The organism is Micromonospora narathiwatensis, assembly GCF_900089605.1.
GTDB lineage: Bacteria > Actinomycetota > Actinomycetes > Mycobacteriales > Micromonosporaceae > Micromonospora > Micromonospora narathiwatensis.
Genome location: NZ_LT594324.1, coordinates 3,416,038 through 3,438,740 on the forward strand (window position 1 = coordinate 3,416,038; position 22,703 = coordinate 3,438,740).

18 protein-coding genes are annotated in these 22,703 nt (G+C 72.4%); 5 read left to right on the forward strand and 13 right to left on the reverse strand.

The window, feature by feature from the left end:
- Positions 1–28 precede the first annotated feature (28 nt).
- Complete coding sequence (gene pulA, locus GA0070621_RS14430; RefSeq protein ID WP_091195705.1) at positions 29–5,515, reverse strand: pullulanase-type alpha-1,6-glucosidase; 5,487 nt, start codon at positions 5,513–5,515, stop codon at positions 29–31.
- A 158-nt stretch (positions 5,516–5,673) separates the two neighbouring features.
- Complete coding sequence (locus GA0070621_RS30870) at positions 5,674–5,964, reverse strand: cellulose binding domain-containing protein (RefSeq protein WP_167666910.1); 291 nt, start codon at positions 5,962–5,964, stop codon at positions 5,674–5,676.
- Between GA0070621_RS30870 and GA0070621_RS30875 the strand changes: the two genes are divergently transcribed.
- Entirely contained in the window at positions 5,939–6,385 is a 447-nt protein-coding gene (locus GA0070621_RS30875; RefSeq protein WP_167666911.1) for a hypothetical protein, read from the forward strand. The genes GA0070621_RS30870 and GA0070621_RS30875 overlap by 26 nt on opposite strands.
- Positions 6,386–6,500: 115 nt before the next feature.
- Here the strand turns inward: GA0070621_RS30875 and GA0070621_RS14440 are convergent, their stop codons facing one another.
- Together GA0070621_RS14440 and GA0070621_RS14445 are read right to left on the reverse strand one after the other, a co-directional pair.
- A complete protein-coding gene (locus tag GA0070621_RS14440; RefSeq protein WP_091195711.1) occupies positions 6,501–6,890 on the reverse strand; it encodes a hypothetical protein in 390 nt (129 codons plus the stop codon).
- 39 nt (positions 6,891–6,929) lie between these two features.
- On the reverse strand, positions 6,930–7,592 hold the full coding sequence (locus tag GA0070621_RS14445) for a hypothetical protein (protein WP_091195713.1): 663 nt from the start codon (positions 7,590–7,592) through the stop codon (positions 6,930–6,932).
- Between the two features lie 19 nt (positions 7,593–7,611).
- On the opposite strand from GA0070621_RS14445, the gene GA0070621_RS14450 reads away from it, so the two are divergent.
- The gene (locus GA0070621_RS14450; RefSeq protein ID WP_091195716.1) at positions 7,612–7,803 is read left to right on the forward strand and encodes a hypothetical protein; all 192 of its coding nucleotides are present in this window, start codon (positions 7,612–7,614) and stop codon (positions 7,801–7,803) included.
- Between the two features lie 12 nt (positions 7,804–7,815).
- Here GA0070621_RS14450 and GA0070621_RS14455 read toward each other — a convergent pair whose 3' ends face one another.
- Positions 7,816–8,193, reverse strand: coding sequence for an ArsC/Spx/MgsR family protein (locus GA0070621_RS14455; RefSeq protein WP_231920961.1), 378 nt, complete (start codon positions 8,191–8,193; stop codon positions 7,816–7,818).
- A 72-nt stretch (positions 8,194–8,265) separates the two neighbouring features.
- On the opposite strand from GA0070621_RS14455, the gene GA0070621_RS31115 reads away from it, so the two are divergent.
- Together GA0070621_RS31115 and GA0070621_RS14465 are read left to right on the forward strand one after the other, a co-directional pair.
- Positions 8,266–8,988, forward strand: a complete 723-nt coding sequence (locus GA0070621_RS31115; protein ID WP_091195718.1) for a dienelactone hydrolase family protein — start codon at positions 8,266–8,268, stop codon at positions 8,986–8,988.
- Positions 8,989–9,592: 604 nt separating this feature from the next.
- Positions 9,593–10,210 (forward strand): C39 family peptidase, encoded by a 618-nt coding sequence (locus tag GA0070621_RS14465; protein ID WP_091195721.1) that lies wholly within the window; start codon positions 9,593–9,595, stop codon positions 10,208–10,210.
- 159 nt (positions 10,211–10,369) lie between these two features.
- Here GA0070621_RS14465 and GA0070621_RS14470 read toward each other — a convergent pair whose 3' ends face one another.
- Positions 10,370–11,026, reverse strand: coding sequence for a DedA family protein (locus tag GA0070621_RS14470; protein WP_091202417.1), 657 nt, complete (start codon positions 11,024–11,026; stop codon positions 10,370–10,372).
- Positions 11,027–11,318: 292 nt separating this feature from the next.
- Here GA0070621_RS14470 and GA0070621_RS14475 point away from each other — a divergent pair, with 292 nt between their 5' ends.
- Positions 11,319–14,174 (forward strand): aconitate hydratase, encoded by a 2,856-nt coding sequence (locus GA0070621_RS14475; protein WP_091195724.1) that lies wholly within the window; start codon positions 11,319–11,321, stop codon positions 14,172–14,174.
- Positions 14,175–14,271: 97 nt separating this feature from the next.
- On the opposite strand, the gene GA0070621_RS14480 is transcribed toward GA0070621_RS14475, so the two are convergent.
- The 7 genes from GA0070621_RS14480 to GA0070621_RS14510 all read right to left on the reverse strand — a co-directional run bounded on the left by GA0070621_RS14480 (position 14,272) and on the right by GA0070621_RS14510 (position 22,214).
- Positions 14,272–14,877 carry a GTP-binding protein gene (locus GA0070621_RS14480; protein WP_091195726.1) on the reverse strand — a complete coding sequence of 202 codons (606 nt, stop codon included), beginning with the start codon at positions 14,875–14,877 and terminating at the stop codon, positions 14,272–14,274.
- On the reverse strand, positions 14,858–15,247 hold the full coding sequence (locus GA0070621_RS14485; protein ID WP_091195729.1) for a DUF742 domain-containing protein: 390 nt from the start codon (positions 15,245–15,247) through the stop codon (positions 14,858–14,860). Before GA0070621_RS14485 ends, GA0070621_RS14480 begins: the two co-directional genes overlap by 20 nt.
- Positions 15,244–15,669 (reverse strand): roadblock/LC7 domain-containing protein, encoded by a 426-nt coding sequence (locus GA0070621_RS14490; protein ID WP_091195732.1) that lies wholly within the window; start codon positions 15,667–15,669, stop codon positions 15,244–15,246. The genes GA0070621_RS14485 and GA0070621_RS14490 overlap by 4 nt, the downstream gene beginning before the upstream one ends.
- A gap of 67 nt (positions 15,670–15,736) precedes the next feature.
- A complete protein-coding gene (locus GA0070621_RS14495; protein ID WP_091195734.1) occupies positions 15,737–18,226 on the reverse strand; it encodes a sensor histidine kinase in 2,490 nt (829 codons plus the stop codon).
- 111 nt (positions 18,227–18,337) lie between these two features.
- A complete protein-coding gene (locus tag GA0070621_RS14500; protein ID WP_167666912.1) occupies positions 18,338–19,975 on the reverse strand; it encodes a prenyltransferase/squalene oxidase repeat-containing protein in 1,638 nt (545 codons plus the stop codon).
- Between the two features lie 2 nt (positions 19,976–19,977).
- Positions 19,978–20,871, reverse strand: coding sequence for a terpene synthase family protein (locus GA0070621_RS14505; protein ID WP_091195737.1), 894 nt, complete (start codon positions 20,869–20,871; stop codon positions 19,978–19,980).
- Positions 20,868–22,214, reverse strand: coding sequence for a cytochrome P450 (locus GA0070621_RS14510; RefSeq protein WP_167666913.1), 1,347 nt, complete (start codon positions 22,212–22,214; stop codon positions 20,868–20,870). The genes GA0070621_RS14505 and GA0070621_RS14510 overlap by 4 nt, the downstream gene beginning before the upstream one ends.
- Positions 22,215–22,703 lie beyond the last annotated feature (489 nt).

The following is a 22,703-nucleotide window of genomic DNA, read 5'->3' on the forward strand; positions in this document are numbered from 1 at the left end:
GTGACAGGGGGCCGGATCGTCGTCGGGGTCAGCTCTGGACGAAGACCGCCACGCTACGTGCCGGCACGGTGAACGTGCCGTTCGCCCGGTCGAACGAGGCCGTCCGGAGCACCGGGTCGACCGAGCTACGCAGCACCGGGTGCAGCGCCACGTCCGCCCCGCGCAGGCCGGTCACCGCCTGCTTCGCCGCCTCCGGGGTGGAGTTGAAGACCACCGTGACCGACTTCCACGACCCACCCAGGCCGCGGGCGTCCAGCGTCATGGTGACCACGCCCGGGGTCTCCTGGGCACCGGAAAGCGGGAACGCGACCCGCTGCTGCACCTGGTCGGCCGTGGTCAGCCCGAAGACCGGCGAGGACTGCCGGACCTTCAGCAGCTCCGCGTACCGGGCGTCGGCCAGGTTGATCGCCGCGCAGTCCGGCACCAGCTTCGGGTCGGCCAGCAGCGGCCTGGCGTACGACCACTTGCTCTGGTTGTCCGCCGCCGGCGGGAGACCCGCGCCGAACCCGTTGCCCTGGGCGCAGTCCCAGCGGATCTGGTTGAACCAGTCCCCGGAGTTGTACGAGTTGCGGTCCAGCGACTTCGAACGCAGCCGCTCCGAGCCGGCCGTCACGAACCCGGTCCCCTGCCCGAGCGCGGTGGCCGCCAGGGCCAGCACCTGCATCCGGGCCCGATCCGTCGCCGAGGTCCCCGGTGGCAGCTTGTACGCCAGCGCGTCGTACAGGATCTCGTTGTCGTGCGCGTCGACGTAGGTGACCGCCTCGCCGGGCGCGGCGGTGTAGCCGGCCGGCGAGCCGTTGTAGTCGACCTGGGCGCCGGTGACCTGCCGGCCGGACGAATCGGTGAACCGGTAGTCGCGCAGGTTGCCGGCGAGACCCACCTTGATCAGGTCCTGCTGGTGCAGCAGCCGGGCCTTCTGCTCCGCCGCCGACCCGTTGACCGGGTCACCGTTCGGGTCGCTCCACAGGCCGGACGCGAAGCCCTGGATCCGCGGGTTGTCGTCGAACGGCCCGCCGCCGCGCACCGCGTCGCGGAGCCGGTCGTTGAACGTGCCGATCCCGGTGCCCGCCATGTTGGCCTGGGTGGCCTGCACGAACCGGGCGTCGCCGGCGACCTCGCCGAAGTCCCAGCCCTCGCCGTAGAGCAGGATCCGCTTGCCGTCCACGCCGTCCTTCGCCACGGTGAGCCGGTCCAGCGCGGCCCGTACGGCCAGGATGTTCGCCTTCGGGTGGTGACCCATCAGGTCGAACCGGAAGCCGTCCACCTTGTACTGCCGGGCCCAGGTGACCATCGAGTCCACCACGAGCTTGCCCATCATGGCGTGCTCCGGGGCGGTGTTGGCGCAACAGGTCGAGTTGGCGACCGTGCCGTCGTCCAGCAGCCGCTGGTAGTAGCCCGGCACCACCTGGTCGAGCACCGACTTCGGGTCGGTGCCCGCCGCCGAGGTGTGGTTGTAGACGACGTCCATCACCACGCGCAGCCCGGCCTGGTTGATCCCGGCGACCATCTGCCGGAACTCGGTGGTCCGCCGCGCCCCCGTCGGGTCGACGGCGTAGCCGCCCTCCGGCACGGTGTAGTGCAGCGGGTCGTACCCCCAGTTGTAGCCGTCGGTGTCGGCCACCGCCGCGACGCACTTCTGCTGCTCGTCGGAGTCCGGCGGCAGCGCGGCCAGGTCGCAGGCCGGCTGCCGCTGGTCGGCCCGCTTCTCGGGGATGGTGGCGAAGTCGAACGCCGGCAGCAGGTGCAGGTAGTTGACCCCCGCGTCGCCGAGCGCCTTGAGGTGCTTCATGCCGGCCGTGCCCGGGTCGGTGAAGGCGAGGTAGGTGCCCCGCCGGTCGGTGGGCACGGTGGCGTCGGCGACGGAGAAGTCGCGGACCGACAACTCCTGGATCTGCGCCCGCGACGACGACACCGCCGCCGGCTTGCGCAGCTTGGCCCAGCCGGCCGGGGCCAGCGCCGGGTCGTCCAGGTCGACGATCTGGCTGTGCGTCGAGTCCGGCGCGAGCGCCACCGAGTACGGGTCGGTCACCGACGCGGTGACCACCTTCTGCGCCGCCGGCTGCCAGGCCTCGACCTGGTAGCGGTAGTACTGCCCGGTCCACGCCTTCGAGCCGCGCACCGACCAGACGCCGGTGCGGTCGTCCCGGCTCATCGACACGGACCGCGGCTGCGCCGTCGGCGAGTCGAAGAGCTGGAGCGACACGGTGCGGGCGGTCGGCGCCCAGACGGCCAGGGTGGGCACCTTGCCGGCGAACGTCGGCCCGAGCTTGGCGGTGGTGGCGGCCCGGTAGACGTCGTCGAGCACGCCCGGGATCTGCACCCCGGTCGCGCCGAGCAGGTGCCCCCGCGCGTCGCGCTCGGTCACCACGAGCTGCCCGCGCAGCGCCGCCGGCACCTTGGCCAGGTCGGCCCGGTCGAGGGTGAACGCCTGGTACTCCCACAGGTGCGGCCAGGCCGCCCGCTGGGCCTCGGTGAGCCCGTTGCGCTCGGCCCGCAGCGGCAGCGTCGTGTACGACCCGGTCAGCTCGCCGTCGGTGACGCTCAGCCCACCGGTCGGGGCGGCCACCAGGGCGTACCGCCTGCCGTCGGTCGGCCCGGTCCGCCAGGCCACCGTGGACCGGTCGATCCACTGCGCCTTCTGCTTGGTGATGTCGAGGTCCTTGGCGACCCCGGTGGAGGTCGACGGCAGCAGCCGGCCCTTGACGCCGGCGAGCAGCCAGACCTCGCGCCCGGCGGCGGCGAAGTCGAGCCGCTGGTCCTCCGGGTGGTCCTTCTCGTCGCCGCGGTGCACGATGTAGCTCAGCCCGGTGGCCCCGGCGGCCAGAGGCACCCGGAACACCGCGCCGAAGGAGTCGACCTTCTCCGGCTTGAGCGGGCTGCCCCAGTCGGTCGGGTTGGCCGCGCCGTCCCACAGGTGCAGGCCCCAGCCGTCGTAGTTGCCGTCCGCCTTGCGCCAGTGCAGGAGCGCGGTGTTCTGGTCGGCCGGCGGGTCGGGCTCGCCGGTGGCGGCCTGCCGGGTCGGGTACAGCGTCGGGTCGCCCTGCTTGACCCAGACCTCGCCGGTCTGCGTCACGTCGATCGTGCGGTCGTTCTCGACGTCCTTGGTGCCGTTCCGGTCGACCACGAGGAAGCCGACCGACTTGGCGCCCGGGTTCAGCTTGACCCAGGCGAACCGGCCGTACGAGTCCTCACCGGCGAACGGCTGCCCCTTGGGCCAGTCGGTCTGGTACGCCGGGTCGATGTCGCCCCAGGTGTAGAGGCCCCAGTCGGCGTACCCGCCGGCCGGGCGCTGGTAGTGCACCACCACCCAGTCCCGCGACGCGCTCTGCGCCGGGGTGCCGACCAGGCCGGTGGCCCGGGTGCTGGCGGTACGACCCTTGCCGTCGCGGACGACGGCCTTGTACTGGATCTCCGTCCCGCCCGGCAGGCCGGTCAGGTCGTGGTGGACGGTGTACGGGGCCCGGTTCGCGCTGCCCAGCAGGGTCCACTTGCCGCCGGGCACCCGGGCGGCGAAGGTGACGGTCGCGAGGGGGTCGCCGGTGACCTGCGCGGTGACGGCGGCCCGGGTGGCGACCGGGGTGTCGCCGGGCTCGGTGACGGTGATCTTCGGGGCGGCGCCGGCCTGCGGGATCGCCCGGTCGGCCCGGAGCACCACGGCCGACATCGCCGGAACCGTCACGCTCAGCCTGCCGTCGGCGCCGGCCTTCGAGGTGCCGGCACCGCCGTAGACGCCGGTGAACGTGGCACCGGCCGACCAGGTGTCCACGGTGACAGTCTGCGCGGTGCCGGCGTTGTTCACCGCGACCACGTACTCGGTGCGGTCGGCGGGCAGGATCCGGGAGAAGGCGAAGACGCCGGGGCCGTCGGCCGCGTACCGGGTGACCTGGATGCCGTCGCGCAGCGCGGGGTGGGCCTGCCGCAGCCGGCCCAGCTCGGCGATGGTCCGGTAGAGCGGGTGGGTGGTGTCGTACTGGTCGCTGGCGTGGGTACGGGTGGTGCCGATCAGGTCGTCGTCGAGGTAGTCCGGCGTACGGCTGGCGAACATGTCCTGCCGGGCGTCCTTGTCCCCGCCGGGGCCGGTGAAGCCCTGCTCGTCGCCGGAGTACACGACGGGCTGGCCACGGGTGAGGAACATCAGCTGGTGGGCGAGCTGGTCGCGGCGCAGCTGGGTGGCGTCGTCCCCGCCGTTGGCGGCGATGAACGAGCCGATCCGGCCCATGTCGTGGTTGCCGAGGAAGGTGGTGAGCCGGTTGGCGTTGGTGTCCCGGGCGGCGTAGAGGTCGTCCCGGGCGTACACGTCGGCGAGCGCCTTGGCCGAACCGCCGGCGGCGGTGTAGCCGCGGGCGGCCTCCTGGAACGAGAAGTCCAGGGTGGCCGGCAGGCCGCCCTGCCGCACGTACGTCGACTCGATCTCCTGGTCGGCGCTGTAGACCTCGCCGAACATGAAGAAGTCCTTCTTGCCGGCCCGCTGCGCGGCGGCGTTGACGCCCTGGGCGAACTGCGGCCAGAAGTCGAGGTTGGTGTGCTTGACCGTGTCGAGGCGGAACCCGTCGACCCCGGCCCGGGTGATCCACTGCGCGTAGATGTCGGTCATCCCGCGCACCACCTCGGGCCGCTCGGTCCACAGGTCGTCGAGGCCGAAGAAGTCGCCGTACTCGCTGTTCTCGCCGGCGAAGGTGGAGTCGCCCCGGTTGTGGTACATGGTCGGGTCGTTCAGCCACGCCGGGACCTTGACCTTCGCGTCGGCCGCGCTGGCGAAGGTCGGGGTGTACGGGAACGACTTCTCGTCGACCTGGGGGAAGGTCCGGCTGCCGTCGGCGTAGTTGCGGTCGTCGAAGGCCCGACCCTGCGCGTCCCGGTACGGCGCGGTCTTCTTGTCGATGTAGCCGTACTTGTTCTCGGCGTACCGGATGACGTCCGCGGTGTGGTTGACGATGATGTCGAGGTAGACCTTGATGCCCCGCTGGTGGGCGAGGGTGACCAGCCGCTTCAGCTCCTCGTTGGTGCCGAAGTGCGGGTCGACCTGGGTGAAGTCGGTGATCCAGTAGCCGTGGTAGCCGGCGGAGACGTCCGCGCCGCTGCCCTGCACGGGCCGGTTCTTGAAGACGGGGGCCATCCAGATGGCCGTGGTGCCCAAGCCCTGGATGTAGTCCAGCTTGTCGATGAGTCCCTTGAGGTCACCGCCGTGGTAGAAGCCCTTGTCCGTCGGGTCCAGGCCGGTGGTGAGCCGGTCGCCGGTCAGGCCGCCGGTGTCGTTGCGCTGGTCGCCGTTGGCGAAGCGGTCCGGCAGGACGAAGTAGAACTGCTCCGCCCGGGCGGTGTTGCTGCCGGCCTTGAGCAGCGCCTCGGCGGACGGCTCGCTGCTCCACTGGGGTGCGCCGGCGGCCGCGAGGGCGTCCGGGGTCGCGGTGCGGTCGCTGGCCCGGGCACCCAACTGGGGCACGGCGACCAGGGTGAGCACGACGGCGGAGATCAGGGCGAGCAGGGCCTTGGCAGATATCGGCGGGGGTTTCATCGACGGCCTTTCTCTGGTCGCTGATTCGCCCGCACGCTAGCCCTTGCCGAAACATTCTGCAATAGTTTGCAAACCGAGCCGCAACAAAGCAGCCGGCTTGCGCAAATTGACATGGTGAGCCCGGCCCGCCACGACGCGGACCCGGGCCGGGGTGGACCTCAGGAGCGGGCACACTCCGTGGTGCCGACCAGGCAACTCGTCGGCCGGCTGCTGCCGGCCTTCTCGTAGTGGAACCGCAACGGCACCGACGCCCCCGGCGCCAGGTCCACCCCACTCCGATACGTGAAGACCCCGTCGGAGAAGCTCGCGGTGCCCTGCTCCGCACCCTCCACCCAGGACGACGAGAGGCGTCCCCGCGCGAAACTCAGCGTCACCGTCCAGCCGCTGGGCCGGTCACCGCTGTTGACCAGCAGCACCTCGCCGATGAAGCCACCGTGGAAGCTGTTCACCACCCGGTACCGGCCGGTGACCGGCGACGCCGCGGGCGGGGCGATCAGCGGCGCCGGCGGCGAGGACGAGGAAGGGGCCGATCGGCTGCCCTCGGTGGCGCCGGTCGACGGGCTCGGCGTGGGCCGGCTCGGCAGCACGGCGGTCGACTTGGGCAACGGCCTGGGCGGCACCGGCGTGGCTGCCGAGTTGGGCGCGGACGACGTGGTGGCCGCCGCCGGCAGCTCCGGCAACGACATCGCCGGCTCCGGTGGTGCGCCGTCGGCGTACGTCCGCCGGTCCCGTGCCGAGCCGAGCGCGACGACCAGCAGCACCACCATGACGACCACGCCGATGGAGACGACGATCCACGGCGAGGAGGCGACAGCGGCGCCGAGTGACGGACGTGCGCGACGCATGCCGAACATGACCCTCCCCTGTTGATTCCGCCGGGTGAGCGTAACGACCAGCGATGACTCCGCAAAGTCAGCCGATCCGCTTTACTCACGGTCGTGCCGGCGCCCCGGCGGATCGGGGCCACGCAACGGTGACCGATCCGTCAGGCGGTCCGGATGACGGTGCAGATGGTCGGACCGGCGTCGGTGGCGCGCAGCAGGTACCGGTACCGCTCGCCCGACACCGCCCGGCCCTGGCTGTCCAGGAACTCCCAGCGCACTGCGACGTCGGTGAGCAGCGCCGAGACCTGCCGCACGTCCTCGATCTGCGCGTGGGCCGCGACCAGGGCCCGCTCCCGGTAGTCCGGGGCGGCGCCGACGAAACTGAGCGCCACCGCGGCCGGCGAGGTGAAACAGAAGCTGTACGTGTCAGCCACCACCAGCCCGGGCAGGGCGTAGCAGCCGGCGATGGCGGGCACGTCGCCGGTGGTCAGCGCGGCCCCGTAGCGGTCGAAGAAGTCCGTCAGCGCGTCGAGATCCGTGGAAGCCGTCACGGGCTCTCCATTTCCGCGCGGTGGCCCCGGCAAACCCGGTCAGCGCGGCGGGACGCGTACCTCGATCTCCGTCCCGAGCTGGGCGCCCCCGACGAGTTCCAGGTCGTCGCCGCTCCAGAACCGCCCCGGGTCGTACCAGTTGGGCCGGCGGCCGGCCGGCAGCAGCCCCATGGCCTCGTAGGTCACCGCCACCACCTCGGCGCAGTACGCGGTCTCCAGCGCCCGATCGCGTACCGGCACGGCCCCGCCCTCCGGTGTGGACGGCGGCCGGCGGCGCGGGTCGGGCACCCGGCCCCGAGCCCAACGCCAGGCGAGCTGGGCGGTGGACGGGAACGGGGTGCCGTCGAGGCGGGCCACGGTCCGCAGCACCGCCTCCTCCATCGCGGTGTCGGCCGGCGGTTCGAGCTGGCGCAGCCAGGCCCGCTGGCCGTACCGGTTGGCCCAGACGCGGACCGCGTCCCGCAGGTCGTGCAGCTGCACGCCGCGCTGATGGCTGCCGGTCCACATGTCCGGCAGCGACCGGCCCAGCTCGGCGTGCCACATCAGCGGCGGCATGTCGTCGAGCACCACCGCCATGCCGACGTGGTTGACCGGGCTGTTGGTGGTGAGCTGGATGGCACGGTCGGGGACGCTGCGCCCGCGGAACACCCACACGTCTCCGGTCCGGGTCAGCTCCACGGCCTCGTCCAGGCTGATGCTCACAACGGACTACCCTAAGCCGATGCGGCGACGGATGCGGTGGTGGAAGGTACTCGGGCTGGCCGGCCTCGCCGGCGTCGCGGCGACCGGGGTGGTGGTGGCCCGGGCGGAGCGGCGGCGCCGGGCGTACACCCCGGAAGAGATCCGGGACCGCCTGCGCGAGCGGCACGCCCGTGCCACCGGGCCCGCCGCCCCCACCGACGACCGGCCCTGACCTGCCCGCGGCTCACCGGTCCGCGCGGCGCACCGCCTCGTCCAGGGCCTCAGGGGTACGACCGACCAGCGCGCCGCCGTCGTCCAGCAGCAGGATCGGACGCTGAATCAGCTCCGGGTGCTCGACCATCGCGGTGATCCAGCGCGGCTCGGTCGCGTCGTCGCGCGGCCAGTCCGCCATGCCCAGGGCCGCCGCGGCCGGTTCGCCGGTACGGCAGATGTCCCAGGCCCGGGCGTCCAGCCGGCGCAGCACGTCGGTCAGCTCGACCGTGCTCGGCGGCTCCGCCAGGTACGCCCGCAGCCGGTAGGGCACTCGCGCCTCGTCCAGCGTCGCGCGGGCCCCGGCGCACTTCGAGCAGGACGGGTTGTGCCAGATCTCCACCCGCAACATGTTGGCACACCGTACCGACTCTCTCCTGTGGACGGCCGACCGGATCGCGCCGCCACCACGTAACATGGGCGGATGGTGAGCCCGTTCTGGGAGTCCCCCTTCGTCCTGTCCCCGCCGTCGGCGCCGGTCGAGCGGCACGGGCACGTGGACCTGCATCTGCCGGCGGGAGCCGGCCCGCGCCCGGCGGTCGTGCTGGTGCACGGCGTCCCGCTGCCACCCGAGGCGCCCGACCCGCGCGACTGGCTGCTCTACCGCGGCTACGGCGCACTCCTGGCCGAGCAGGGCGTGGTGGCCGCCGTACCCGCCCATCCCCTGCACAACCCGGCCGATCTGTCGGTCGCGGCCGAGCAGGTGAGCCAGGCCGTGGATCTGGTCCGGGCCGATCCCCGGGTGGACCCCGACCGGCTGGTCCTGTGGTTCTTCTCCGGCGGCGGGCTGCTGCTGGCCGACTGGCTGCGCCGGCCGCCGTCCTGGCTACGCGGCCTGGCGGCCACGTACCCGCTGCTCGCGCCGCTGCCCGGATGGCAGGTGGACGACCGGTTCCGGCCGGTCGAGGCGCTGGGCGCCGCCGAGATCCCGCCCCTGGTGCTGACCCGTGCCGGGCTGGACCGGCCGGAGATCCTCGGTCCCACCGAGGAGTTCCTCGCCACCGCGGCCCGTCCGGGTTCGGCCGTGCGCCTGGTGGACGTACCGGATGGTCGGCACGGATTCGACGCCCTCGACCACACCGACCAGTCCCGGGACGCGGTACGCGCCGGCCGCGACGCCGTCCTCGACCTCCTGGCCGCCCGCTGACCACCCCCTGATCCGCCCGCCCGCCGGCGGGGCTTCACGATCCGCGCCGGATCGGGGAGGTTGCTGCCTCCGCGCGCCTGGTAGCAGCAACCTCCCCGAACGTGTGCGGACCTTGGCAGGCGACCGTGGCGGCCCCACCGCTCCCGGGGCGTCACATGCGCTGCTTGGGCGGAATGTCCGGTCCCGCGTTCGGGCGGCGTGGCCGGACTCCGGCGGTGGGCGGTTTGCGCCCTGCTGTCGCGTGACCGGGGCCACCCCCGGGGCGGAATCATGCCCGGGCCCGGGTCGTTGAACATGGCAGACCGCGTGGCAGAGCCAGCCCGCCCGGCCGGCCGAGCCCGGTCGGAATGACCGGCCACCCCCGGTCGTTACACCCCCGGGACCATGCCCGCCGGCCCACCGCTCAGATGACCCGGGACCGCGACAGTCCCGAGCCGGTGAGGCCGTGGGAATCACCGCCCACCCCCGGTCGTTACATCCCCGGGCCGCCCGAGCAGGTCACCCCGATCGCCGGGCCCCGAACCTCAAGACTTCCCCCCTCGCGGCATCCACCGCACCCCCCATTGCGGGCTGCCGCGTATCCCCCGAACAGGAAGGCTTCATCATGCGTACCGACATCCTGCGCAAGACCGTCCTGACCGCTGCTGGCGTCGCCGCCACCGCCGGTGGCATCGCCGGCCCCGCCGTCGCCGCCCACGCCGCCGACAACAAGCCCGCCCAGCGCGAACTCAACGTCCGCTACGAGGCCCAGCCCAACTTCTACTACTGCGGCCCCGCCGCCACCCGCAACGCCCTCTCCGTCCAAGGCAAGGACATCAACGTCGACGCCATGGCCAAGGAAATGGGCACCACCGAGAACGGCACCAACAGCATCAACGACATCACCCCCGTCCTGAACAAGGAAACCGGCAAGGACGCCTACCACTCGGTCGAAATCAAGAACAACAAGGCCGACACCAAGCAGACCGACACCCTGCGCACCGACATCGTCCACGCCGTGAACGACGGCCGCGCCGTAGTCGCCAACATCGCCGGCACCGCCACCGACACCGACGGCAACACCCACTCCTTCGAAGGCGGCCACTACATCAGCGTCGTCGGCTACCACAACGACGGCAAGACCGTCACCATCGCCGACTCCGCCAACCCCAACACCGCCTCCTACCAGATCAGCGTCGACAACCTCGCCAACTGGATCGCCACCCGCGGCTACTCCGCCTGATCCAACAAGCGACACACGAAAGGGCCGGCCCCCACCCGGGGCCGGCCCTTTCGTCATCCCCACAGCAACTTCGGAGATGTTGCCGCCTCCCGGCACCGGGACACAGCAACATCCCCGAAAAGGGAGCGGATCTCGGTCCGCGTCAGGACGCCGGCGCGGTCAGCGATCGCTGCCGGCGCGTACCGGCTCGGACTCGGCGGCCGTCTCGGCCGACGCCAGCCGGTGGGCCCGACGGCGCAGCCACCAGGTGCTGGCGAGGCCGGCGATGATCGCGACGGCCAGGCCGGCCCAGGACAGGTCCTTGAGCCAGCGCTCAGCCGCCCGGCCCACGGTGAACAGCAGGTAGGTGGTGCCGAAGGCCCAGACCAGGCCGCCGGCCGCGTTCGCCAGCAGGAACCGTCGGTAGGGCACGTGCAGCGCGCCCGCGAGGGGCCCGGCCAGGATCCGCAGCAGCGCCACGAAGCGGCCGAAGAAGACGGCCCAGACGCCGTACCGGGCGAAGCTCTCCTCGGCGTGGGCGATCTGCGCCGGACCGAGGTGCCGGGGGAAGCGCCGGCCCAGCCGGGCGAGCAGCGGGCGTCCGCCGCGCCGCCCCACGGCGTACCCGATGGAGTCGCCGACGATGGCGCCGAGCGCCGCGGCGGTGGCCACCCACTCGGGTTGGACCACGCCGGCGGCGGCGAGCAGCGCGGAACTGACCAGGACGATCTCGCCGGGCAGCGGTACGCCCATGCTCTCCACGCCGATCACGCCGGCGACGATCAGGTAGACCACGCCCGGGGGGAGCGCGGAAAGCCAGTGCTGGACGTCGACCACCGCCACCCCTTCCGGTTCGACCTCGAACCCTACCTCCGGTCCGACGGTACGGGGGCCTCTCAGCTTGCGGCCACCCGACCGGACCCCCGTCGCTCGGCACCGCGTGGGCCGGCGGACGGAACGTGTTGGATCATGGTGGCACCTCCTCGTCCCGAACGCTGGCACGAGGTTGCATGGATAGCAAGACGGACGTACGGTTTTGTTGAACGAGAATCGGCGGTAAGTGTTGCCTAACCCGGGCGACCTTCCGACCGGTGCGACAGACTGCTCAGGACTACTCACGGTCGCTGGTGTGAAGGAGTACGACGTGGCGAGCCTCGACACCTTCGGTGCGAAGACCCAGCTACGCGTCGGTGACGCGAGCTACGAGATTTTCAAGATCGACAAGGTGGAGGGCCACGACCGGCTGCCCTACAGCTTGAAGATCCTGCTGGAGAACCTGCTGCGGACCGAGGACGGCGCGAACATCACCGCCGACCACATCCAGCAGCTCGGCGCCTGGGACCCCACCGCCGACCCGAGCGTGGAGATCCAGTTCACCCCCGCCCGGGTGCTGATGCAGGACTTCACCGGCGTACCCTGCGTCGTCGACCTGGCCACCATGCGCGAGGCGGTACGCGACCTTGGTGGCGACGCCACCAAGGTGAACCCGCTCGCCCCGGCCGAGCTGGTCATCGACCACTCCGTCATCGCCGACCTGTTCGGCCGCGAGGACGCCTTCCAGCGCAACGTCGAGCTGGAGTACGAGCGCAACAAGGAGCGCTACCAGTTCCTGCGCTGGGGCCAGACCGCGTTCAACGAGTTCAAGGTCGTCCCGCCGGGCACCGGCATCGTGCACCAGGTCAACATCGAGTACCTGGCCCGCACGGTCATGGAGCGGGGCGGCCAGGCGTACCCGGACACCGTCGTCGGCACCGACTCGCACACCACCATGGTCAACGGCCTGGGCGTGCTGGGCTGGGGCGTCGGCGGCATCGAGGCCGAGGCCGCGATGCTCGGCCAGCCGGTCAGCATGCTGATCCCGCGGGTCGTCGGCTTCAAGCTCTCCGGCGAGATGCCGGCCGGCACCACCGCCACCGACCTGGTGCTCACCATCACCGAAATGCTGCGCAAGCACGGCGTGGTCGGCAAGTTCGTCGAGTTCTACGGCCCGGGCGTGAGCGCGGTGCCGCTGGCCAACCGGGCCACCATCGGCAACATGTCCCCGGAGTACGGCTCCACCGTCGCGATCTTCCCGATCGACGCCGAGACCGTCCGCTACCTGGAGCTGACCGGCCGCGACCCGCAACAGGTCGCGCTCGTCGAGGCGTACGCCAAGGAGCAGGGCCTCTGGCACGACCCGGCCCGCGAGCCGGAGTACTCCGAGCGGCTCGAACTCGACCTGAGCACGATCGAGCCGTCCCTGGCCGGCCCGAAGCGCCCGCAGGACCGGGTGCCGCTGGGCGCCGCCAAGACCCTGTTCCGCTCCGCCCTCACCGACTACGTCGCCGACGGCGCCACGGCCGGCGAGAAGGAGATCAAGCCGGGCGTGGCCCGGGAGCAGCTCCCCACCGGTGTTGCCGGCCCGGCCGACGAGGCCAGCGCCGAGTCGTTCCCGGCCAGCGACCCGCCGGCCAACGAGACCAGCGACCCGGCCGACCAGCCGCGCGACCTGGTGACCGCGGCGGTCGGCGCCGGCGGCCGGGCCACCAACCCGGTCCGGGTGACCGGCACCGACGGCGTCGAGTACGAGCTGGACCACGGCGCCGTGGTGATCGCCGCGATCACCTCCTGCACCAACACCTCGAACCCGCAGGTCATGATCGGTGCCGCGCTGCTGGCCCGGAACGCGGTGGAGAAGGGCCTGGCCCGCAAGCCGTGGGTGAAGACCACCCTGGCCCCCGGTTCCAAGGTCGTCATGGACTACTACGACCGGGCCGGCCTGACGCCCTACCTGGAGAAGCTCGGCTTCAACCTGGTCGGCTACGGCTGCACCACCTGCATCGGCAACTCCGGCCCGCTGCCGGAGGAGGTCTCCGCCGCGGTCAACGAGGGCGACCTCGCCGTCGTGTCGGTGCTGTCCGGCAACCGGAACTTCGAGGGCCGGATCAACCCCGACGTCAAGATGAACTACCTGGCGTCCCCGCCGCTGGTGGTCGCGTACGCGCTCGCCGGCACCATGGACATCGACCTGGCCAACGAGCCGATCGGCGAGGACGCCCAGGGCAACCCGGTGTTCCTGCGGGAGATCTGGCCGAACAGCGCCGAGATCCAGGACGTCATCGCCTCGGCGATCGGTGCCACCGGCTTCAGCTCCGCGTACGCCGACGTCTTCGCCGGTGACGAGCGCTGGCAGTCGCTGCCCACCCCGACCGGCGACACCTTCGCCTGGGCCGCCGACTCCACCTACGTGCGCAAGCCCCCGTACTTCGAGGGCATGCAGCACAGCCCGCAGCCGGTGCAGGACATCACCAGTGCCCGGGTGCTGGCCAAGCTGGGCGACTCGGTGACCACCGACCACATCTCCCCGGCCGGCTCGATCAAGGCGGACTCCCCCGCCGGCAAGTACCTCGCCGAGCACGGCGTGCCGCGGCACGAGTTCAACTCGTACGGCTCACGCCGGGGCAACCACGAGGTGATGATCCGGGGCACCTTCGCCAACATCCGGCTGCGCAACCAGCTCGTCCCCGGCGTGGAGGGCGGCTTCACGGTCAACCACCTGAACGGCGAGCAGACCTCGATCTACGACGCCTCGATGGCGTACCAGGAGGCGGGCGTCCCGCTGGTCATCCTGGCCGGCAAGGAGTACGGCTCCGGCTCGTCCCGCGACTGGGCGGCCAAGGGCACCATGCTGCTCGGCGTCAAGGCGGTCATCGCCGAGTCGTACGAGCGCATCCACCGCTCGAACCTGATCGGCATGGGCGTCCTGCCGCTGCAGTTCCCGGTCGACACCACCGCCGAGTCGCTGGGGCTCACCGGCACGGAGACCTTCTCCATCGCCGGCGTCACCGCGCTGAACGACGGCGAGACCCCGCGTACGGTGAAGGTCACCACCGACACCGGCGTGGAGTTCGACGCCGTGGTCCGCATCGACACCCCCGGTGAGGCGGACTACTACCGGCACGGCGGCATCCTGCAGTACGTGCTGCGTCGCATGATCGCCGGCTGACCTCGCACACCGAAAGGCCCCCTTCCCGCTCTCGGCGGGAAGGGGGCCTTCGCGTTCACGGCGTCCGAGCGCCCGCGTCGCCGGCGAGCCGCCCGGCTCAGTCGGCGGTGCGGCGGCGCTCCTCGCGCAGCTTCATGGCGTGCTCCAGCAGCGTGATCAGGACCTCCTTGGCCGACTCCCGCTGCCGCGCGTCGCAGAGCACCACCGGTACGCCCGGGTCGAGGTTGAGCGCCGTCTGCACCTCGTCGAGCCGGTACTTCTTGGCGCCCTCGAAGCAGTTCACCGCCACCACGAACGGCGTGCCCCGCTCCTCGAAGTAGTCGATCGACGGGAAGCAGTCGGCCAGCCGGCGGGTGTCGGCGAGCACCACCGCGCCGAGCGCGCCGAGCGACAGCTCGTCCCAGACGAACCAGAAGCGGTCCTGGCCCGGGGTGCCGAACAGGTAGAGCACCAGGTCGTCGCTGATGGTGATGCGGCCGAAGTCCATCGCCACGGTGGTGGTCTTCTTCCCCTCCACCCCGGAGAGGTCGTCGATGCCGATCCCGGTCTCGGTCAGCACCTCCTCGGTCCGCAGCGGGCGCGTCTCGCTCACCGCGCCGACCATGGTGGTCTTGCCGACGCCGAAACCGCCGGCGATCAGGATCTTGATCGCGGTGGGCAGGGGGGCCGCTCCCGCCGGCCGCTCAGAGCGCCCGTAGTCCATTGATTACCGCCTCGAAAACGCTGTCGTCGGGAAGGCCGGCGGGGGTTGCGCGCGGCTCACGGACCTGCACCAGGTGACGGGCCACCAGATCACCGAGGAGGACCCGGACGGTGCCCACCGGCAGGTCCAGGTGGGCGGCGATCTCGGCCACGGACTGCATCCGCTGGCAGAGGCCGACGATCGCCATGTGTTCCGGGCCCAGCCCGGACTCCGCGCCCACGTCCGGCCGAGTCGCGGTGACCAGGGAGATCAGGTCGAAGGTGCCGGTGACCGGACGGGCCCGGCCGCCGGTCACCGCGTAGGGGCGCACCACGGGACCCGCGTGGTCGTCCACCCACTCCTGCTCGGCGGACTCCGCCTGGCCGGTCATCGTGCCGGGTTCTCGCCGGCGGATGCCTCACGGGTCGGCGAGGCGACGAACCGGCCGACGCGGGTCACCAGCATCGCCATCTCGTACGCGATCAGGCCGACGTCGGCGTCCTCGGAGGCCAGCACGGCCAGGCAGGCGTTGCGCCCGGCCGCGGTGACGAAGAGGAACGAGGACTGCATCTCGATGATGGTCTGCTGCACCTGGCCACCACCGAACCGCTTGCCCGCGCCCCGGGCCAGGCTCTGGATGCCCGCCGCCATCGCCGCCAGGTGCTCGCCGTCGTCCCGGCTCAGCCCCCGCGACGAGGCCATCAGCAGGCCGTCGGTGGACAGCGCCACGGCGTGTTCCGCCTGCTTGACCCGGCCGACCAGGTCATCCAGCAACCACGTCAGGTCCGCGCTCGAAGCCGTCTTCTGGGCCACTCGTCGTCCTCTTCTCCCCGGCTGGTGTCGCCGTACTCGTCTGGGATCCGCCGCCACGGCGTCTCCCTCAGATCGCCTGCCCGTCCCCCGGGTCCGGCTCCTCGCCGGCCCCGTGCGCCCCGCCGAGCAGCCGCGCGGCATCGGTCCGGCCGCGTCGGGTACCGCTCTGGTAGGAGCTCATCATCCGGCGCACCTGCTCCGGCGGTCGCACCGCTTCGTCGTCCTGGTCATCGTCCGGGGTGGACGGATCCTGCCGCAGCTCCGGCGCGAGGCTCGCCTGGCGTACCCGGACCGGCAGGCCGACGTCGGACCGCGTCGCTCCGGCGGCGGCCGTCGGCCCGTCACCCGCCGCGTCCGCGTCCGCCGGCGCGTCCACCGTGGTCAGGCCCGCGGGCGCGGCCGGCCCGTCGGCCGCCGACTGCCGCCTGCGGGTACGCGCCGGCAGCCCGGACGGGGTGAGCGCGGGCGCCTCGGCGCCGACCGGCGCCGGCAGCGGCTCCGTCACGGTGTCCCCCGGCACCGGCGTGGTGGGGTCGGCGAGGGCCACCGGGGCGGTCGCCCGCTCGACGGCCGGCGCGGACGACCCGCCCTCCGGCGCGCCGTGCCCCGCCGGCACGTCCCGGTCCGACGCGGTCCCGGTGCCCGCCCGGAAGCCGCCCGAGGTGCTGGCGTCCGGTCCGTCGGCGGTCACCAGGTCGAGCGGGATCATCACCACGGCCGTCGTGCCGCCGTACGCGGACTCCTTGAGCTGCACCTTCACGCCGTGCCGCTCGGTGAGCCGGCTGACCACGTACAGGCCGAGACGGGCGGCGTTGGCCAGGTTCAGTTCGGACCGGTCGACGATCCGGTGGTTCGCGGCGGCCAGATCCTCCCCGGTCATGCCCAGCCCGCGGTCCTCGATCTCGATGGCGAAACCGTTCGCCACCATCTGGCCGCGTACCTCGACGGTGGTGTGCGGGGGCGAGAAGGAGAGGCCGTTCTCGATCAGCTCGGCCAGCAGGTGGATGACGTCGCCGACGGCCCGGCCGGTCAGCGACACCGGCCCGATCGGCAGCACGTTCACCCGGGTGTAGTCCTCGACCTCGGCCACCGCGCCGCGGATGACGTCCACCATCGGCACGTTGCGCCGCCAGGACCGCCCGGGGGTGGATCCGGAGAGGACGATCAGGTTCTCGGCGTTGCGCCGCATCCGGGTCGCCAGGTGGTCGACGCGGAACAGGTCCTCCAGTTCCTCGGCGTCGTGCTCCCGGCGCTCCATCGCGTCGAGCAGGGTGAGCTGGCGGTGGACCAGCGCCTGGGTGCGCCGGGCCAGGCTGAGGAAGACCTCGCGGACGTTGCGGCGCAGCTCGGCCTGCTCGACGGCGGTCCGGATGGCGGTCTCCTGCACGACGTTGAACGCCTTGCCGACCTGCCCGATCTCGTCGTCGCCGAACTCGAGTGGGGGCGCCTCCCGCGCGACGTCGACCTCGTCGCCTCGGCCGAGCCGCTCCACCACACCGGGCAGTCGCTCGTTGGCCAGCCGGAACGCCGCCTCGCGCAGCCGTTCGAGCTGCCGGATGAGCGCACGGGCGGTGCTGATCGACACCACGACGGAGGCGATGACGGCGAGCAGACCGAGGCCGGCCGCGAGCACCACCCGGACGATGACGCCGATGGCGACCGGGGTCGCCCGGGACACGATGTCCTTGCCGCCGGCCAGGATGACCCCGCGCAGGTCCTCCATCGCCTGCTCGACGGCGGCCTGCCAGGCCGGTGCCGACACGGGCGGCCGGACGTCGCTGCCCTTGGCGGTCAGGATCCGGTCCTGCAGGGTGCGCAGTTGCTGGAACGAGGCACCGTCGATCATCGCCTGGTAACGGTCGCGGTCGCTCGGCGCCAGGGACTGCGCCGTCCGGTCCGCGAGGTACCACTGCGCACCGACCAGTCGGGAGAAGGTCGTCTGCTCGGCCACTGTCATCCGGTTGGCCGCCAGGACGCCCGTCAACAGCGCGTCCTGCTGCGACAGCAGCTCCCGGGCGCGGTTGAGGTCGATCAGGGCGGTGGTGTCGCGGGCGATCTCCTTGTCGTCGAGACCGCCGAGCGCGTCGAAGACGTCGAAGATGCCGTCGACCGCGTCGTTGTACGCGGCCAGCGTCGCGGCCCGGTCGATCGTCTTGCGTCCCACCTCGGCCCGTACGCCACCGAGCTGTTCGACCTTCCGCCGCAGCTCGGCGATCCGCCGCACGAGCTGGTCGCTCGCCGGCAGCTCGGCACGCCAGTCCTGGGCGGACTTCCACAGGGTCGCGGCGGTCTCGTCGGTCCGCCGCTGCTGCGCGACCAACTCCTCGAGCTGACCCGGGTCGGACTGTCCGAGGTAGGACAGCGACAACCGGCGTTCGTCCTGTAGCTGCAACAGCAGCGGGTCACTCGGCTCGAAGACCCGGGCGTTGAGCGTCTGGACGCCCAGCAGGTTGAAGCCATCCCGTACGGTCACCCACGCCGCGAACGCCCACAGGGCGAACAGCGACATGAGCAGTGCGACGATCTTCGTACGGATATTCGTACTGCGGGAACCCATCACAACTTCCTGGCCGGGTGTTCGGTCACGTGCCCGAAATCGAGTCGTCGGCGATCCGATCGACTCCGGCGCACGCTAGCAGCGTCCCGAACTTCACTCAAGCGATCCTGATCATGGGTGGTCGTCGGGGTGCGGTCGGAACCCGGTCGCCGCGTCATCACTCCACAGCGCCGCGCACACCGCTGAGCGTACTATCAACTCCGGTCGATAGAGGTCCTTGTCGTGCCACAGCAGCGGCCCGTCGTCACCCGCCTCGTCCATTTCGGACAGCCGGCGCCGGCCCCGCCCGACGGCCGCGGCGACCTCGGCATCGGCCGACAGACCGGCCCCGACCAGCGCCAGCACCGAATACGCGGTCTCCTCCGCGGTGCCGGCCCACCGCCCCCACGAACCGTCCGGCCGCTGGGCGGCCAGCAGCCAGTCGACCGCCCGCCCGACGGCGGCCCGGCCCGCGGCGCCACGGGCGTGGTCGCCGAGCGCGAGCACCGCGCAGTAGGTGGCGTAGTAGGGCGAGGCGTGCCACCGGTCACACCACCGCCCGTCGGCCTCCTGCCGGGCGATCAACCAGGCGGCCACCCGGTCCACGGCCGCCGCGACGCGGGCGTCGGCCATCGGCCCACCGTGCGCGAGGTGGTGACCGAGGGTGTCGAGCACGTGGGCGTTGGTGGTGATCGAGGTACCGTCCTCCCCCGGCCAGGTGCAGAAGTGGGCGCCGGTGTCGTAGGTCCAGAGGCTGGACGGGTCGACCGGCTGGCCGAGCCGGGCGAGGGCGTACAGCGCCACCGAGGTGGTGTCCGCGTCGGCGGGCAGCCCGGGCCCGGTGGCCACGCCGGCCGGGCCGACGGCGGCCCGCAGCTCGGCCACCAGCGCGGCGGGCACCGCCATCGGTACCCCCGCCCGGGCCAGGATGCTGAGCACCCAGGCGCGCTCGAACACGGCGATCGGGCTGGCGCAGGGCACCGCACCGCCGCGACCGACGCCCCGCAGGTAGTCCACGGCCGATCCACCGGGCTCGTCGGGGCCGCCGAGCCAGGCGGCGGTCGCGGCCGGAGACGCACCGACCGCCCCGGGGCCGACCGGTGACACGCCGGCAGCCCGGCGGGCCCACCCGCCACCCACCTCAAGGGCGTGCGCCAGCTTCTCCGGGACCGGTCCACCGGCGGCCAGCAGACCGCGTACCCGGTGCAGGCGGCCGGGGTCCAGGCCGGACGGAAGCGGCAGACGGGGTCGGCCGCGCCACCCGGCGAGACCCGCCGGAGGAGACTCCGGGCCGTTCAGCCACCCGTCGACCGACTCGACCAGCGCCGGCACGATCAGGTCGGTGGCCGGCAGGTCGGGCAGTGCCGGCGCGGCCGGGTCGCCGAGCCGGGCCGCCACGAAACGCAGGCCCCGCTCCGCCGCGCCGGTCAGGTCGGCGGCCGTCGCCGGGCCACCGTCGCCCCGACCGAGCACCGTCAGCAGCGCCTCGACGGCGCTCAGGCTCGGCACCACGGCGTACCCCTCCGGGCCGCCCCAGCCGCCGTCGGCCCGCTGCCGCGCGAGCAGCCAATCGATCCGTACGTCGTGGCCGGGCAGCCACGGCGCGAGCGACAGCAGCCGGCCGGTCTCGTAGACCGATGGCGAGGTCTGCCCGGACGGGTCGTGTGCCATCGCCGCGATCAGGTCCCGGACCCGGTCGGCTCCGAGCCCGGCGTCGGGCGGCGCGCCACCCGGACCACGACGGGCGGGCAGCCGACGGTTCGTGGTCACACTCACCGCGTACCCCAGAAGTCGGTGAGGCGGTAGAAGCCGCTGGTGAAGCCGAGCTGTCGGGACAGGTAGTCGGCCTCCCGCGGACAGTCGGGCCGCAGCTCGGCCAGCAGGTGCCGGCAGTGGTCGATCCGCGTCGCGACCTGCCGTTCGATCTCCGCGCGGTCGTCGTCCACCAGCATGATCGCGTTGAGGTCGCCCCACTCGCGGTCCCGCTGGTAGGTGCCCAGGTCGTTGATCAGCCGCAGGGCCCGCTGCACCTCGTCGCTGACCGTCACGAGCCGGGGCAGCTGGCGGTGGGTCTCGGCGGATCCGGTGTGGATCCAGTGCGCGACGTTGACCACCGTGGCGGCGAGATTGTCGGCGTTGTCGAGGTACTGGGCCAGGGTGGGCGGGGCCGCGGTGCCGTGCTGCGCCGCGGCCTTCCACTCCCACTCTCGGGTCATCGCGGCCAGGGTGCGGGCGATCTCCTCCTGCCACAGGCCACGCAGACCGGCGAACGCCGGGGCGGCGGCGAGGTCGTCCCGCAGCTCGGCGAGGAACCGACCCAGAGGGTCGTCGGCCGGGGCGCCGCCGGCCACCGCCAGGCACGTCTTCGCGACGAGGTCGACCTCCGACCGGGACGTCGCCTGGTGGTCGACCTGCCAGTCGATCACGAAGCCCCAGAGCACCGCGCGGTTGGTCAGACCCAGTTCCTCGGCGGTGCACCACGGCGCGCTGAACGCCATGGCCAGCGCGATGCTGCTGAACAGCGCCGCGTCGAAGGGCCGGCTGGGGAAGAGGTCGGGGTGCGCCGCGGCCCGTCGTTGCAGGTCCCGCTGCCCCCGGGCGGCGAGCGCGCAGATCCGTCCCTGCTCGGCGGCCTCGGCGAGCTGTCCGCCGTCCACGTCGGTCATGCCGGTGCCGTCCCTGGCGAGGGCGAGGCGGCCAGCAGCGTCAGCTCGACCCGGTGGCGCGGTCGCAGCGCCGCGGCCAGCCGCAGGCCGGGCACGCCCGGGCGGCGCATCCGGAAGCGGTAGCGGCTGAGCATCGTGGCGAGGATGAGCTGTGCCTCCAGATAGAACAGGTACATCCCGAGGCACTGGTGCGGGCCGCCGCCGAAGGGGAAGTGGGCGTAGCGGTGCCGGGCCCGGACCTGCTCCGGCCGGAACCGCTCGGGGTCGAACTCGTCCGGCCGGTCCCAGAACCGCGCCATCCGCTGGGTGACCAGCGGGCTCGCCACCACGGTCGCCCCGGCCTCGATCGGCACGCCGTCGATCTCGTCCGCGGCGACCGCGCGACGCGGGATGATCCAACCGATCGGGTAGAGCCGCAGCAGCTCGTCCAGGACCATTCGGGTGTACGTCAGTTCGGGCAGGTGCTCGCGGCGGACCGGTTCGCCGCCCACCACCCGGTCGATCTCGGCGTAGAGCCGGTCGGCGATGTCGGGCCGCTGTTCCAGATGGGGCCAGAACCAGGTGAGCACGTTGATGGTGGTCTCCGTGGTCGCCGCGAACATCGCCACCGTGTCGTTGCGTACCTGCTGCTCGTCGAGCTGCCGGCCGTCGTCGGTCCGGGCCCGCCACAGCGTGGAGATGACGTCGTCGCCCTCGTCGGCGACCGCCCGGGTGGCCCGGACGACCGGCACCAGCACGTCGTCGACGATGCGCTTCGCCCGACGGAACGGCCGGTCGCCCGGCATCGGCAGCGACAGCGGGGCGAACGGCACGATGATCCGGGGAATCACCGCCGTGGCGATGACGTCCTGGGCGTCGACGACCCGCATCGCGTCCGCCACCGAGATCTTGTCGGCGAAGAGCACCCGCATGATCGCGCGGCAGACGATCCGCGCCTGCTCGGCGCCGATGTCGACGGTGCGCCCGGCGCTTGACGGCTGGTCCAGCTCGTCCACCGCGTCGCGGATGGCCTCGGCCATCCCGTCGATCATCGCCTCCACCCGCTTGGCGGTGAACATCGGCTGGAGCATCCGGCGGCTCGCCGACCAGATCTGGCCCTCGCCGAGGATTCCCTCGCCGAACAGCCGCTTGACCGGGCGCCAGAACAGCCCGTCACCCGCCCGCTCGTAGTTCTCCGCCCGGTCACGCAGGACGTGCTGCACGTGCCGGGGATGGGTGACCAGGTAGGGACGGAAGGACCCGAGGTTGATCCGGACGAGCGAGCCCTGCGTCCGGTTGCCGACGTCGATCAGCGCGCGGGCCGGGTCGCGGAGCATGCCGGGCAGGATCTGACGCAGCGGCACGGTACGGAGCTGACCAGCGGATTCGGCAGCTGTATGCGGTTGGTCCACGTGATGCGTTCCCCCCTGGGTCTACTCGGTGTCGCGAAACCGTCATGACCCGTGAGCTTGCCGCCGAGCATGCCAGCCTTAACGGCCGATCAAAAGAGCAAAGAGGAATAGATCTCACACGACAAAATTCCCACTGTCGACAATGGAGGCTGCGGACTTCCCGTCCGTCCGGCCGGCTACGCAGGCATCCTTGCCTGTCGATAACCGTCCGGTAACCCCACGGCCAACCGGACGCCACCTCCATGTCGCCTCCGGCGCAACTGGCCGGTCACGACGTACCGGTGGCCGGTCACGGCGCGCCCGGTCCGGCCGACGCGACCGCTCGGCCGTGGTAGCGGGTTCCGCCGGCCCGGCAGCGCGGCGGTCCGTGGGCGGCCGGGCCGGTCGCGGCGGGCAGCGCCACCCCCGGCGGCACCGGCCGGTCGGTCGGTCAACTCCGCC